At 40.3% G+C, this 13,509-nt stretch carries 22 protein-coding genes and 1 riboswitch; all 22 genes read left to right on the plus strand.

The window, feature by feature from the left end; genetic code table 11:
• Window positions 1-12 precede the first annotated feature (12 nt).
• Entirely contained in the window at window positions 13-198 is a 186-nt protein-coding gene (locus GH754_RS17295) for a type Z 30S ribosomal protein S14 (protein WP_153729912.1), read from the plus strand.
• A gap of 30 nt (window positions 199-228) precedes the next feature.
• Window positions 229-627, plus strand: coding sequence for a 30S ribosomal protein S8 (rpsH, locus tag GH754_RS17300; protein WP_153729913.1), 399 nt, complete (start codon window positions 229-231; stop codon window positions 625-627).
• Window positions 628-658: 31 nt separating this feature from the next.
• Window positions 659-1,195, plus strand: a complete 537-nt coding sequence (gene rplF / locus GH754_RS17305; protein ID WP_153729914.1) for a 50S ribosomal protein L6 — start codon at window positions 659-661, stop codon at window positions 1,193-1,195.
• A 33-nt stretch (window positions 1,196-1,228) separates the two neighbouring features.
• A complete protein-coding gene (gene rplR, locus GH754_RS17310) occupies window positions 1,229-1,591 on the plus strand; it encodes a 50S ribosomal protein L18 (RefSeq protein ID WP_153729915.1) in 363 nt (120 codons plus the stop codon).
• A 20-nt stretch (window positions 1,592-1,611) separates the two neighbouring features.
• On the plus strand, window positions 1,612-2,115 hold the full coding sequence (rpsE, locus tag GH754_RS17315) for a 30S ribosomal protein S5 (RefSeq protein WP_153729916.1): 504 nt from the start codon (window positions 1,612-1,614) through the stop codon (window positions 2,113-2,115).
• Window positions 2,116-2,128: 13 nt separating this feature from the next.
• Complete coding sequence (gene rpmD, locus GH754_RS17320; RefSeq protein WP_153729917.1) at window positions 2,129-2,311, plus strand: 50S ribosomal protein L30; 183 nt, start codon at window positions 2,129-2,131, stop codon at window positions 2,309-2,311.
• A gap of 30 nt (window positions 2,312-2,341) precedes the next feature.
• A complete protein-coding gene (rplO, locus tag GH754_RS17325; RefSeq protein ID WP_153729918.1) occupies window positions 2,342-2,782 on the plus strand; it encodes a 50S ribosomal protein L15 in 441 nt (146 codons plus the stop codon).
• Window positions 2,782-4,071, plus strand: a complete 1,290-nt coding sequence (gene secY / locus GH754_RS17330) for a preprotein translocase subunit SecY (RefSeq protein ID WP_153729919.1) — start codon at window positions 2,782-2,784, stop codon at window positions 4,069-4,071. Before rplO ends, secY begins: the two co-directional genes overlap by 1 nt.
• A 39-nt stretch (window positions 4,072-4,110) precedes the next feature.
• Window positions 4,111-4,764: an adenylate kinase gene (locus GH754_RS17335; RefSeq protein ID WP_153729920.1), complete on the plus strand. Its 654-nt coding sequence runs from the start codon at window positions 4,111-4,113 to the stop codon at window positions 4,762-4,764.
• Between the two features lie 130 nt (window positions 4,765-4,894).
• On the plus strand, window positions 4,895-5,215 hold the full coding sequence (locus tag GH754_RS17340; RefSeq protein ID WP_153729921.1) for a KOW domain-containing RNA-binding protein: 321 nt from the start codon (window positions 4,895-4,897) through the stop codon (window positions 5,213-5,215).
• Entirely contained in the window at window positions 5,208-5,426 is a 219-nt protein-coding gene (gene infA, locus GH754_RS17345) for a translation initiation factor IF-1 (RefSeq protein ID WP_153729922.1), read from the plus strand. The genes GH754_RS17340 and infA overlap by 8 nt, the downstream gene beginning before the upstream one ends.
• 29 nt (window positions 5,427-5,455) lie before the next feature.
• Window positions 5,456-5,569 (plus strand): 50S ribosomal protein L36, encoded by a 114-nt coding sequence (gene rpmJ, locus GH754_RS17350; RefSeq protein WP_003156543.1) that lies wholly within the window; start codon window positions 5,456-5,458, stop codon window positions 5,567-5,569.
• A gap of 16 nt (window positions 5,570-5,585) precedes the next feature.
• A complete protein-coding gene (rpsM, locus tag GH754_RS17355) occupies window positions 5,586-5,951 on the plus strand; it encodes a 30S ribosomal protein S13 (RefSeq protein WP_153729923.1) in 366 nt (121 codons plus the stop codon).
• A gap of 24 nt (window positions 5,952-5,975) precedes the next feature.
• Entirely contained in the window at window positions 5,976-6,371 is a 396-nt protein-coding gene (gene rpsK, locus GH754_RS17360; RefSeq protein ID WP_153729924.1) for a 30S ribosomal protein S11, read from the plus strand.
• Between the two features lie 187 nt (window positions 6,372-6,558).
• Window positions 6,559-7,503, plus strand: coding sequence for a DNA-directed RNA polymerase subunit alpha (locus tag GH754_RS17365; RefSeq protein WP_153729925.1), 945 nt, complete (start codon window positions 6,559-6,561; stop codon window positions 7,501-7,503).
• Window positions 7,504-7,548: 45 nt separating this feature from the next.
• Complete coding sequence (gene rplQ / locus GH754_RS17370; RefSeq protein ID WP_153729926.1) at window positions 7,549-7,911, plus strand: 50S ribosomal protein L17; 363 nt, start codon at window positions 7,549-7,551, stop codon at window positions 7,909-7,911.
• A 401-nt stretch (window positions 7,912-8,312) separates the two neighbouring features.
• Window positions 8,313-9,155, plus strand: coding sequence for an energy-coupling factor ABC transporter ATP-binding protein (locus GH754_RS17375; RefSeq protein WP_323742088.1), 843 nt, complete (start codon window positions 8,313-8,315; stop codon window positions 9,153-9,155).
• Window positions 9,131-10,003: an energy-coupling factor ABC transporter ATP-binding protein gene (locus GH754_RS17380; protein WP_153729927.1), complete on the plus strand. Its 873-nt coding sequence runs from the start codon at window positions 9,131-9,133 to the stop codon at window positions 10,001-10,003. The genes GH754_RS17375 and GH754_RS17380 overlap by 25 nt, the downstream gene beginning before the upstream one ends.
• The gene (locus GH754_RS17385) at window positions 9,996-10,793 is read left to right on the plus strand and encodes an energy-coupling factor transporter transmembrane component T family protein (protein ID WP_323742089.1); all 798 of its coding nucleotides are present in this window, start codon (window positions 9,996-9,998) and stop codon (window positions 10,791-10,793) included. Before GH754_RS17380 ends, GH754_RS17385 begins: the two co-directional genes overlap by 8 nt.
• Before the next feature lie 9 nt (window positions 10,794-10,802).
• Entirely contained in the window at window positions 10,803-11,549 is a 747-nt protein-coding gene (gene truA, locus GH754_RS17390; RefSeq protein ID WP_153729949.1) for a tRNA pseudouridine(38-40) synthase TruA, read from the plus strand.
• A gap of 106 nt (window positions 11,550-11,655) precedes the next feature.
• A riboswitch (purine riboswitch) is annotated at window positions 11,656-11,757 on the plus strand.
• A gap of 111 nt (window positions 11,758-11,868) precedes the next feature.
• Window positions 11,869-12,357: a 5-(carboxyamino)imidazole ribonucleotide mutase gene (gene purE / locus GH754_RS17395; RefSeq protein WP_153729928.1), complete on the plus strand. Its 489-nt coding sequence runs from the start codon at window positions 11,869-11,871 to the stop codon at window positions 12,355-12,357.
• 4 nt (window positions 12,358-12,361) lie between these two features.
• Window positions 12,362-13,507, plus strand: coding sequence for a 5-(carboxyamino)imidazole ribonucleotide synthase (purK, locus tag GH754_RS17400; protein ID WP_153729929.1), 1,146 nt, complete (start codon window positions 12,362-12,364; stop codon window positions 13,505-13,507).
• Window positions 13,508-13,509 lie beyond the last annotated feature (2 nt).

Consider the following 13,509-nt stretch of genomic DNA (forward strand, 5'->3'; position numbering starts at 1 on the left):
AGGAGGTCAATTATGGCGAAAAAATCTATGATTGCGAAACAAAAACGCGACCAAAAGTTTAAAGTTCGCGAATACACACGTTGTGAACGTTGTGGACGCCCACATTCAGTTATTCGTAAATTTAAGCTTTGCCGTATTTGTTTCCGCGAACTAGCATATAAAGGTCAAATCCCAGGCGTTAAAAAAGCAAGCTGGTAATCCCGAAAATAGGGAAGGAGGTAATGAACAATGACAATGACAGATCCAATTGCAGATATGCTAACACGTATTCGTAACGCTAACATGGTACGTCATGAAAAATTAGAAGTACCTGCTTCAAACTTGAAAAAAGAGATTGCAGATATTCTAAAGCGTGAAGGGTTTATTCGTGACTACGAATTTGTTAGTGACGACAAGCAAGGCATCCTTCGTTTGTTCCTTAAATTCGGAGCTAACAACGAACGTGTTATTACAGGACTTAAAAAGATTAGTAAACCAGGATTACGCGTTTATGCAAAAGCAGACGAATTACCACGCGTTCTTAATGGTTTAGGTATTGCAGTCGTTTCAACATCAAAAGGTGTTTTAACTGATAAAGAAGCTCGTCAACAATCAGTTGGTGGCGAAGTTCTTGCTTATATATGGTAATGAATAACCATCACGACAGGAGGTGTAAGGAATGTCTCGTATAGGACTAAAACCATTGGAAATTCCTGAAGGGGTAGAGGTTAACGTTAACGAAGGTAATGTTGTAGTCAAAGGACCAAAAGGCGAATTGACTCGTTCATTCAACCCTGACATGAATATTAAAATTGAAGATAACGTTCTAACTGTTGAGCGTCCAAGTGATAATAAAGAACATCGTGCTTTGCATGGTACTACTCGTAGCCTGATCGCTAACATGGTTGAAGGTGTATCAAAAGGCTTCGAAAAAGCTCTTGAAATCAACGGGGTTGGTTACCGTGCTCAAAAGCAAGGTAACAAGGTAGTAGTGAATGCTGGATATTCACATCCAGTTGAACTTGATTCTGTTGAAGGTATTGAAGTAGAAGTACCATCAAACACAAAGATCGTTGTTAAAGGTATTGATAAAGAGAAGGTTGGCGCTGTTGCTGCTAACATCCGTGCTATCCGCCCACCAGAGCCTTACAAAGGTAAAGGTATCCGTTATGAAGGCGAATATGTACGTCGTAAAGAAGGTAAAACTGCTAAATAATGTTCAGGCAAGGAACAGAAAGGAGTGACCTAGATGATCACAAAGCAAGATAAAAACGCAGTACGTAAAAAGCGTCATGCGCGTGTGCGTCGTAATCTATTCGGTACTGATGCTCGTCCGCGTCTTAACGTGTACCGTTCCAACAAGCACATCTACGCTCAAGTTATTGACGACATTAATGGTGTGACAGTTGCGAGCGCATCTACAGTAGATAAAGATTTCGATCTTGAAACAACTGGAAATGTGGAAGCAGCTAAGAAGGTTGGAGAACTAGTTGCTAAGCGCGCTATTGATAATGGATTTAAATCAGTCGTATTTGATCGCGGAGGTTACTTGTATCACGGACGTATTAAAGCTCTAGCTGAAGGAGCTCGCGAATCAGGACTTGAATTTTAATCGTAAAAGGAGGGAAAAGAATGCGTGTAAATATTGATCCGAACAAGTTGGATCTTGAAGAACGTGTAGTTACAGTTAATCGTGTAGCGAAAGTTGTTAAAGGTGGACGTCGTTTCCGTTTTACAGCTCTAGTAGTTGTAGGAGATAAAAATGGTCATGTTGGCTTTGGAACAGGTAAAGCACAAGAGGTTCCAGATGCAATACGTAAAGCTATTGAGGATGCGAAGAAGAATCTTGTTGAAGTACCTATCGTTGGTACATCAATTCCACACGAAATCATCGGAGAATTTGGTGCTGGAAATATCCTTCTTAAGCCTGCTGCAGAAGGTACTGGTGTTATCGCTGGTGGACCAGTACGTGCGGTATTAGAGCTTTCCGGTATTGGTGATATCCTTTCAAAATCTTTAGGATCCAACACACCAATCAACATGGTACGTGCAACAATTAACGGACTTAAAAATCTTAAAAAAGCTGAAGATGTTGCAAAACTACGTGGTAAGTCAGTAGAAGAATTGCTAGGATAAGGAGGGATATAACATGGCAAACAAATTGGAAATTACCCTCAATAGAAGCGTAATCGGAAGACCAGAAGATCAACGCGCAACAGTAAAAGCTCTAGGACTTAAAAAAATTCGCCAAACAGTTATTCATGAAGACACACCGCAGATTCGCGGTATGGTGAATAAGGTGTCCCATCTTGTTGCAGTGAAAGAAGCGTAATTTACATTAGTTTTAAGAGGAGGTGCTACCATGAAACTTCATGAATTAAAACCTGAAAAGGGTACTCGTAAGACTCGTAATCGAGTAGGTCGTGGAATGTCTTCAGGAAACGGTAAAACATCAGGTCGTGGTCATAAAGGACAAAAGGCTCGTTCTGGTGGCGGTGTTCGTCCAGGTTTTGAAGGTGGTCAAATGCCACTTTTCCAAAGACTACCTAAGCGCGGTTTTACTAATATTCACCGTAAAGAATATGCCATTATTAATCTTGAAACGTTAAATCGTTTTGAAGACGGTACAGAAGTAACTCCAGAATTGTTACTTGAAACAGGTGCTGTAAGCAAGCTAAAAACTGGAGTGAAAGTACTTGGTAAAGGTAATCTTGAAAAGAAACTAACCGTAAAAGCTCACAAGTTTTCTGCTTCAGCTAAGGAAGCTATCGAAGCGGCGGGCGGTCAAACTGAGGTGATTTAATGTTCCGTACTCTCTCCAATTTTATGCGCGTAGCTGATATTAGACGGAAAATCCTTTATACGCTAATGGCACTTGTCATTTTCCGTCTAGGTACTTTTATTCCGGTTCCATTTTCGGATAAAGATGCACTACACTTCATGAACCAATCCAATGTATTTGGATTATTAGATACGTTTGGTGGTGGGGCTTTAAGTCAATTTTCCATTTTCGCAATGGGGATTATGCCTTATATTACCGCATCCATTGTAGTTCAGTTACTACAAATGGATGTTGTTCCTAAATTCACGGAATGGAAAAAACAAGGTGAAATGGGACGAAAGAAGTTAGCACAGGTAACACGTTATGGAACAGTTGTCCTAGCTTTTGTTCAAGCAATTGGAATGTCTGTCGGCTTTAACGCGATCTCAGGTGGACAGCTCATCCTAGATCCTGGTCCATTAACGTATATCGTTATTGCACTCGTATTAACAGCAGGAACTTCATTCTTAATGTGGCTTGGTGAGCAAATCACGGCAAATGGAGTGGGGAATGGAATATCTATTCTAATTTTTGCTGGTATTGTGGCAGCAATCCCTCAAGGAGTTAACCAATTGTATGATCAATATATTACCGGTGCCGGTGATCAATTGTTCTTAAACGTGGTAATTCTAGCTCTAATCGTACTTGTGATCTTGGCCGTTGTTGTTGGGGTTATCTTCATTCAACAGGCATTACGTAAAATACCTGTCCAGTATGCGAAGCGTCTTGTGAATCGCTCACCTGTTGGTGGTCAATCTACACATCTGCCGTTAAAAGTAAATGCTGCTGGTGTAATTCCGGTCATTTTTGCCATTTCCTTTATTATTGCTCCAAGAACGGTTGCGCAATTCTTTGAAGGAGATGTTGCATCGTTTATAGAACGCGTATTTAATTACGAAGAGCCAATCGGAATGATCATTTATGTAGCCTTAATTATTGCATTTACTTATTTCTATACATTTGTTCAAGTTAATCCAGAGCAAATGGCAGAAAATCTTAAGAAACAAGGCGGGTATGTACCTGGTATTCGTCCGGGTAAGAATACTGAGACGTATTTAAAACGAGTTATGTATCGTCTAACATTTGTTGGATCTATCTTCCTTGCAGCCGTTTCTGTATTACCTATTTTGTTAGGTTCAGCTGCAGGTTTACCTTCTGCCGTTCAAATTGGCGGAACTAGCTTGCTCATCGTGGTCAGCGTAGGATTGGAAACGATGAAGCAATTAGAAAGCCAACTAGTGAAACGACATTATAAAGGATTCATCAAATAAAAGACTTAGAATGGATAAATGAGAGCGAGGGGAAAGAGCTTGAATTTAATCTTAATGGGTCTGCCAGGTGCTGGTAAGGGCACCCAAGCAGATAAAATAGTTGAAAAGTATGGTATCCCTCATATCTCAACAGGAGATATGTTCCGATCAGCGATTCAAGAAGGAACAGAACTAGGAAACAAAGCAAAATCGTTTATGGATAAAGGTGAACTTGTCCCCGACGAGGTAACAATAGGTATTGTTCGTGAACGTTTAGGTAAACCTGATTGTAAAAAAGGGTTTTTGCTAGACGGTTTTCCTAGAACCATTGCCCAAGCTGAAGCTTTAGAGAACCTTTTACAGGATATGAATTCAAGCCTTGATTATGTTATTCATATCAATGTTCCTGAAGAAAAGCTTGTTGATCGCCTTACTGGACGTAGAATATGTCCAGAATGTGGGGCAACGTATCATGTTGAATTTAACCCACCAAAGACTGCAGGTAAATGTGATGTCGATGGTGCAGAGTTGATTCAGCGTGATGACGATAAGCCTGAAACGGTTAAGAACCGTTTAGAAGTAAATATGAGTCAAGCAAAACCGTTGCTAGACTTTTATCACCAAAAAGGTTATCTTGTAACCGTAGATGGTGACCGAGAAATCAGTCTAGTATTTGAAGATATCGATCAAAAGCTAGAAAAAATAAATTCATAAGAACGCTTGACAATAGATAGACCGTTGTAACTGTTGATGGAAAACGATGTGCTTTATCTAGGGCACGCATGAGTCGTTACAGAAGATGGTTTTGAAATAATAACAAAAGCCTAAGTGAAGGTGATTATTTTTGAGTGAATCTGAGTCGAGTCCCAGAATAGGTCAAATTGTTCGGGTCGTCCAGGGGCGAGAGTTTGGTCAATATGCGGTTATCATTGATATTGTTGATGAGCGATTTGTTTCATTAGCAGATGGTGATAAGCGAAAATATGACAAACCAAAACTGAAAAACTTACAGCACATTGAACTTTGTGATTATGTATCACCTGAAGTAAGAAATAGCTTGTTAGAAACTGGTCGAGTTACAAACGGTAAATTGCGTTTTGCCTTATCAAAATTTATCAATGAGAATTTGATTGATTTGAAGAAGGGAGATCAACTCGATGGCTAAAGATGATGTTATTGAAATGGAAGGCACAGTCGTTGAGACTTTGCCGAATGCAATGTTTAAAGTTGAGTTAGAAAATGGCCACACGGTGTTGGCTCACGTTTCTGGTAAGATTCGTATGCACTTCATTCGAATATTAGCAGGAGATAAAGTAACAGTTGAACTTTCTCCGTATGATTTAACAAGAGGACGAATTGTCTATCGTTATAAGTAAGTGAATCTCCAGTAAAGGAGGTAAGAGAAATGAAAGTAAGACCGTCTGTAAAACCAATTTGTGAAAAATGTAAAGTCATTCGCCGTAAAGGGAAAGTCATGGTAATATGTGAAAACCCTAAACACAAACAGAAACAAGGATAAGGAGGTGCTTGGCTAAATGGCACGTATAGCAGGTGTAGATATTCCTCGTGATAAAAGAGTTGTAATATCATTAACATATATTTATGGAATTGGTAAATCAGCTGCAGCAAAAGTTGTTGAGGATGCAGGAGTTTCTCCTGATACTCGTGTACGTGATCTAACTGAAGATGAATTAGGTCGTATCCGTACAGAAGTAAACAACCTTACTGTAGAGGGTGATCTTCGTCGTGAAACATCATTAAACGTAAAACGTTTGATTGAGATTGGTTCTTATCGTGGTATTCGTCACCGTCGAGGATTACCAGTAAGAGGTCAAAACACGAAGAACAACTCTCGTACTCGTAAAGGTCCAAAACGTACTGTTGCAAATAAACGTAAATAATAAATAAAGGAGGTTAGCTACTAAATGGCTCGTAAAAATACTGCAACTCGCAGAAAGCGTAAAGTCAAAAAGAATATAGAATCAGGTGTCGCGCATATCCGTTCAACATTTAACAACACAATTGTAACCATTACGGATACGCATGGTAACTCTATTGCTTGGAGCAGTGCTGGTGCTTTAGGTTTTAAAGGCTCTCGTAAGTCTACTCCTTTCGCGGCTCAAATGGCTGCAGAGGCATCTGCTAAAACAGCAATGGAGAATGGTGTGAAAACAATTGAAGTAGCTGTTAAAGGCCCTGGCGCAGGACGTGAAGCAGCAATCCGTGCACTTCAGGCTGCAGGTCTTGAAGTAACAGCAATCTCTGATGTTACACCAGTACCTCATAATGGGTGCCGCCCACCAAAACGTCGTCGTGTTTAATATCGTTTTGTATAGACATTTGTTACCCTGTCTATAATGGGTTATGATAGCTTTATACATCCATGCACGCCACAACAGGACATTTTCATCTCACGTGATAACAACGGGGGAACTTGCCTACCTGAGGAATTTCGGTTAGACATGGGTCTAGCCGGGGTTTCGACGTTTTGAAGGAGGGTTTTAATAAATGATCGAAATTGAAAAGCCAAAAATTGAGACGGTTGAAGTAAGTGAAGATGCAACATTTGGAAAGTTCGTTGTTGAACCACTCGAACGTGGATATGGAACAACAATGGGTAACTCCTTGCGTCGTATCCTATTATCCTCACTCCCAGGTGCTGCGGTAACATCTGTTCAAATCGATGGAGTACTTCATGAATTTTCAACTGTAGAAGGTGTCGTAGAAGATGTTACAACCATCATTTTAAATCTTAAGAAGCTAGCATTAAAAATCTACTCTGACGATGTTAAAACGATGGAGATTGATGTTCAGGGAGAAGGAACTGTTACGGCTGCTGATATTACCCATGATAGTGATGTCGAAATCTTAAATCCAGATCTTCACATAGCAACACTATCAAGCAATGCACATTTCCATATGCGCATTACGGCAGAACGTGGTCGTGGCTATCGTCCATCAGAAGAAAACAAGAAGGAAGACCAACCAATCGGTGTTATTCCTGTTGACTCTATCTTCACCCCAGTTTCTCGTGTAACCTTTCAGGTGGAAAATACACGTGTAGGGCAAGTGGCGAATTTTGATAAGTTAACATTAGACGTTTGGACCGATGGAAGCATTCGACCAGAAGAAGCAGTATCTTTAGGTGCTAAAATTTTCACAGAGCATTTAAACATTTTTGTAGGCCTTACAGATGAAGCACAAAACGCAGAAATCATGGTAGAAAAAGAAGAAGACCAAAAAGAAAAAGTGCTTGAAATGACCATTGAAGAATTGGATTTATCTGTACGTTCTTACAACTGTTTAAAGCGTGCTGGAATCAATTCAGTTCAAGAACTCGCTCAGAAGTCAGAAGAAGACATGATGAAAGTCCGCAATCTTGGACGTAAATCACTCGACGAAGTGAAACACAAACTTCATGATTTAGGCTTAGGCTTGCGTAACGACGATTAAAGATAAAAGGCAGCTTGAGAGTTTCATGAAAAGGAGGGAATCGAAATGGCTAATGCTAAGCTTGGTCGTACAACGGATCAACGCATGGCGTTACTCCGCAATCTTGCAACAGACTTAATCGTTCACGAACGTATTGAGACAACTGAACAAAAAGCGAAGGAGCTTCGTTCAGTAGTTGAAAAGATGATTACACTTGGTAAACGCGGTGACTTGCATGCACGCCGTCAAGCAGAATCATTTTTACGTAAAGTTGATGCAGGTGAAGAGGGAGAGCAAAACGCATTGCAAAAGCTTTTCACTGATGTTGCACCACGATATGAAGATCGTCAAGGTGGCTACACTCGTATCCTAAAACTTGGTGAGAGACGTGGCGACGGTGCAAAAATGGTGATCATTGAACTAGTTTAATGATTAGTTGAAAAGGGCGGTTTACATCGTTTGATGTGGAACCGGCCTTTTTTGTTTGGCATAAAAGAAGGTGAATAAGCGAAATTATGACGGGATTATTAAGAATAGTGACATGAATGAAGGGTGTAGACTGAATAAAGAGAAGAAGTGACGGGAATATTCGGAAGTCTGAATTGAATGGATGTTAACTCTGACAGGTATGCTATAGCTTTAGACAAGATTAATCAGCATAATGACAGAATCCCGGCTCTGTCCAAATGGAAGCTGTTTTAACACATCTTGACCGTTATTATATATTTGAATTTATAACTAGCACGTATTCTATGTTAAAATTAAGAGGTTAGTTTGGAAATGAAATTCTATTACCAAGGAAATAGTGGAGTAGAGAAGAGGTGGTTATAGTGGAGCCGAGACATTATATAGAATTCCAGGATGTATCCTTTCAGTACCCTAATAGCGAAGACTGGGCATTAAAGGGTGTGTCTTTTCATATTAAACCAAATGAGTGGGTAGCGATTATTGGCCACAATGGCTCAGGAAAGTCAACGATTGCAAAGTTGATGAATGGTTTGTTATCTCCTCAACAAGGTACGATCCATGTGCAGGAATTGCCTATAAATCAGGAAACGATTTGGGATGTACGGAAAAAGGTAGGTATGGTATTTCAAAACCCTGATAATCAATTTGTCGGTACAACCGTCATTGATGATGTTGCTTTCGGTTTAGAAAACCACGGTATACCTAGAGAGGATATGCAAAAACGAATATCCTACAGCCTAAAAGCTGTAAATATGGAAGAATATGTGAATCACGAGCCTCATAATCTTTCAGGTGGGCAAAAGCAACGGGTAGCCATTGCAAGTGTGCTTGCGGTAGAGCCAGAACTGATTATCTTAGACGAGGCAACAGCTATGTTAGATCCCAAAGGCCGAAATTCAATCATGAATACGGTACATCAAGTGAGACAAGATCGTGATGTTTCCGTTGTGACCATTACCCATGACTTGAATGAAGTGTTGTTTGCAGATCGAGTGATTGTCATGAATGAAGGTAATGTTTGGTTTGAAGGAACACCAAGAGAAGTATTCCAAAAACACGACGAGCTACAGGCAATTGGTTTGGATACGCCATTTGTAACACAGCTTTCTAGACATTTAAACAAACTAGGGATTTCCTTACACAAGGAGCCCTTAACACATAAGGATTTGATGGATGAACTATGGACATTACATTCGACAAGGTAAGTCATATCTACCAAAAAAATACCCCATTTGAATATAAAGCATTAGAGGATGTATCCTTTCACATTTCCTCTGGCTCGTATGTGGCTATAATCGGCCATACTGGAAGTGGTAAGTCCACACTTATACAGCACCTTAATGGCTTGCTTAAGCCAACTGAGGGCAAAATCCAAATGGGCAATTTTGTATTGACTGCTGACAAAAAACAAAAGGATATTATGAAGCTGCGGAAACAGGTGGGTGTCGTGTTTCAGTATCCTGAACACCAGTTGTTTGAAGAATCAATTGAAAAGGATATTAAATTTGGTCCCCAAAACTTTGGAGTAGAGCCTGAGGTAATCAATCAACGATTACCAGAAGTCTTAAAGTCTGTTCAGCTTTCTGACCAATTGTTAAGTCGCTCGCCATTTGATTTAAGTGGTGGACAAATGAGAAGAGTGGCGATTGCTGGCGTTCTCATTATGGAACCTAATTTATTGGTGTTAGATGAGCCGACGGCAGGACTAGACCCTCGAGGTCAAAAAGAAATCATGGATATGTTTTATCGTCTTCATAAGGAAAAGAACCGGACAACCGTTTTGGTGACACACAGTATGGAGGATGCGTTACAATATGCAGATCATGTCATCATTATGGACCATGGGAAATTGTACATGGAGGGGAATCCAATTGAGGTCTTCAGGCAAAGAGATGCATTACAGAAAGTCGGTTTAGATGTTCCGGAGGTTATTGACTTTCTAGACTCCTTTGAAAAAACCTTTCAAAAGCCCATTGATTATCATGGACAATCCATGGATGAGCTGGCAGAAGTGATCGCGAGGATTGTAGAAGGGGGGCATCAGCGTGAGTAATTCCGTTATTATTGGCCAATATGTCCCTGGACACTCTCCGATTCATCGCTTAGATCCGAGAATGAAAATTGCTATAATCTTTATTTTTGTTATTGTTATTTTCTTAGCGAATAATTGGGTGAGCTACTCCATTTTAACGGCTTTTGCCTTACTAAGTACGATTTCAACAAGAATTGCACCAAGCTTTATTCTCAAAGGGTTAAAGCCTGTCTGGTTTTTGATTATTTTCACGTTTATCCTTCATCTTGTTGTTACAAAAGAAGGAGACGTGTTAATTTCCGTTTTAAATTTTGATATTTATTCAGGTGCCATATGGAAGGGACTTGAAATCTCTCTCCGGTTCTTTTTATTAATTTTAATGACTAGTCTCTTAACCTTAACGACTACACCGATTTCGATAACAGATGCGATTGAAAGTTTATTCCATCCCTTAAATAAAATTCGTTTCCCTGTTCATGAATTAGCTCTCATGATGTCCATATCGCTTCGTTTTATTCCGACATTAATGCAGGAAACCGATAAGATCTCGAAAGCACAGGCATCAAGAGGGGTCGATTTCCGTACAGGCCCTATCAAAGAACGAATTAAAGCGGTTGTTCCATTACTGGTTCCGTTGTTTGTTAGTGCCTTTAAGCGTGCTGAGGAGCTCGCGATGGCAATGGAGGCTAGAGGATACAACGGTGGAGAAGGTAGAACTAAGTTTAGAGAGTTGAAATTGAAAAAGGCTGATCTATTTGTTCTCATTTTTTTCATACTTGTATTGATAGGATTTTGGATTTCAAGGTCGTAAAGGATGAAGATGATGCAAAGAATGAAATGTACAATTCAGTATGATGGCACCTTTTTTTATGGCTTTCAAATACAGCCGACCAAGCGTACGGTGCAGGGAGAAATTGAACAGGCATTGAAGCGCATGCACAGAAATCAGTTCGTTCGCATTACCCCATCGGGAAGGACAGATGCTGGTGTTCATGCAAAAGGGCAGGTTTTTCATTTTGATACTTTCTTAGATATTGAGGAATCAAAGTGGAAAAAAGCCCTTTCCTCTTTATTACCTGGTGATATTTTCGTCGTGGCTGTTGAAAAAGTGCCTGAAGATTTTCATGCACGTTTTGGCGTTAAAGTTAAAGAATATCGCTATCAGATTTTAAACCAGTATGACCCTAACATTTTCACACGTCAGTATCATTGGCATGTTCCCTTTCCGTTGGATGTAGAAAAAATGAAAGAGGCTTGTCCATATTTGGAGGGAACGCATGATTTCACTTCATTTAGCTCAGCAAAAACGACGGTTATTGGGGATCGTGTGCGAACCATTTATCGTGTTGAATGCTTGCAAGAGGGAAATGAGCTGACCATCCGAGTTGAAGGTAGTGGCTTTTTATATAATATGGTACGCATTATTACCGGAACGCTAGTGGAAGTTGGACAGGGGAAGAAGCGTCCTGGGGAAGTTCAAACGATACTTGCGGGCAAGGACCGTACATTGGCAGGGTTAACGGCTCCACCACAGGGATTATTCATGTGGAAGGTGACCTATGAGTAAAGACGAATATTGTTTGTTTATTATCGTTTTATGTTCGTGAATTTTAAAAAACATCTTTATTTACCTGAAATAGATGTTATAATGATGTTGAATTTAACAAATGAAAATAAAATAAATGATTACCTCTCATATAAAGTTGGGAATATGGCCCAAAAGTTTCTACCTAGTTACCGTAAATAACTAGACTATGAGAGGAAGTATTCGTATACCTACGAATCATAATGCGTTTTATGATATTAAGGGTGCAGACTGCTTTCTCTCAGTTTATGTTGAGAGAGTGCGGTCTGCACCTTTTTTTACCTTAAAAGGAGTTGATTTCATGACTAAACCGCTTGTCGGTGTGATTATGGGAAGTACATCAGACTGGGAAACGATGCGGCATACGTGTGAGGTTTTGGAGGAATGCCATGTTCCCTTTGAAAAGAAAGTGGTATCGGCTCATCGTACTCCTGATTTGATGTTTGAATATGCAGAACAGGCAAAGGAACGAGGAATCAAAGTGATTGTGGCAGGAGCAGGAGGAGCGGCTCACTTACCAGGTATGGTGGCAGCGAAAACAACTTTACCTGTAATTGGCGTACCTGTGCAATCTAAGGCACTAAATGGACTCGATTCTCTTTTGTCTATTGTACAAATGCCTGGAGGTGTGCCGGTTGCAACAGTTGCCATTGGTAAGGCAGGAGCAACGAATGCAGGTCTTCTAGCCTGTGAAATGTTAGCTACACAATTTGATGAGATTGATAACCGTCTTCAAGAACGTCGTGAACAAATACGTATACAATCTGAACAAAGTAGTAAGGAGCTATAAATCTATGGATATCATTTTACCTGGAAGCACAATTGGAATTATAGGTGGAGGACAGCTAGGGAGAATGATGGCCGTTGCTGCTAAAGAGATGGGCTACCAAGTTGCGGTGCTCGACCCGACACCAAATTCACCAACTGGCCAGCTGGCAGATGTAGAAATCGTGGCACCCTATGACGACTTAGAGGCTGCTAAACAACTTGCAGATGTTAGTGATGTGGTTACATATGAGTTTGAGAATGTGGACTACGATGTCCTAACGTGGCTAGAGGATAACGCCAATTTACCTCAAGGCAGTGAGCTTATCCAAGTGACACAGGACCGCGCAAATGAAAAGATTGCGATTGAAAAAAGTGGAGCAGCGTTTGTGCCTTATCATTTAGTGAATTCTTATGATGAGCTGAAGCAAGCCATAGATAGAATCGGAATACCTAGTGTATTGAAGACACGTACTGGGGGTTATGACGGAAAGGGTCAGGTGATGGTGAAATCACAGTCCGATATTCAAGAGGCAGCGAAACTGCTTGAGCAAGGCCCATGTATATTGGAAAAGTTTATTGATTTTGATAAAGAGATTTCTGTCATTGTCAACCGAAATGGCAAAGGAGAAACAAAGACCTTTCCAGTAGGTGAAAACATTCACCACGAACACATTTTACTCCAAACCATTGTGCCGGCCCGGGTTGAACTATCTATCAATGAACGAGCACAACATATTGCAATAGACCTTGCTGAATCTCTTGATATGGTTGGAACTTTAGGTGTCGAGATGTTTTTAACGAAAGAGGGCCATATTTATCTTAATGAGCTGGCACCTAGGCCACATAATTCAGGGCACTATACCTTGAATGCTTGTGAGACGACACAATTCCAGCAACATGTTCGTGCAATTTGTCAGTGGCCATTAGGGTCAACGGAATTACAAACCCCAGTCGTCATGATGAATATTTTGGGCGAGCATGTCGATAAGGTTGTAGCAAATATACCTAATTTCCGTTCTGGTCATTTGCATTTGTATGGAAAAAATGGTGTGAAACCGAAGCGGAAAGTGGGGCACATAAACGTTACGGGTAGTGAGCTTGTCACTATTCTTGATCACATTACAAGTTTAAATGTTTGGCATATGCAGGACGAAGCTTCAGGCGTGAAATAATG

It is taken from the genome of Salinibacillus xinjiangensis (genome assembly GCF_009649735.1).
Lineage (GTDB): Bacteria > Bacillota > Bacilli > Bacillales > Alkalibacillaceae > Salinibacillus > Salinibacillus xinjiangensis.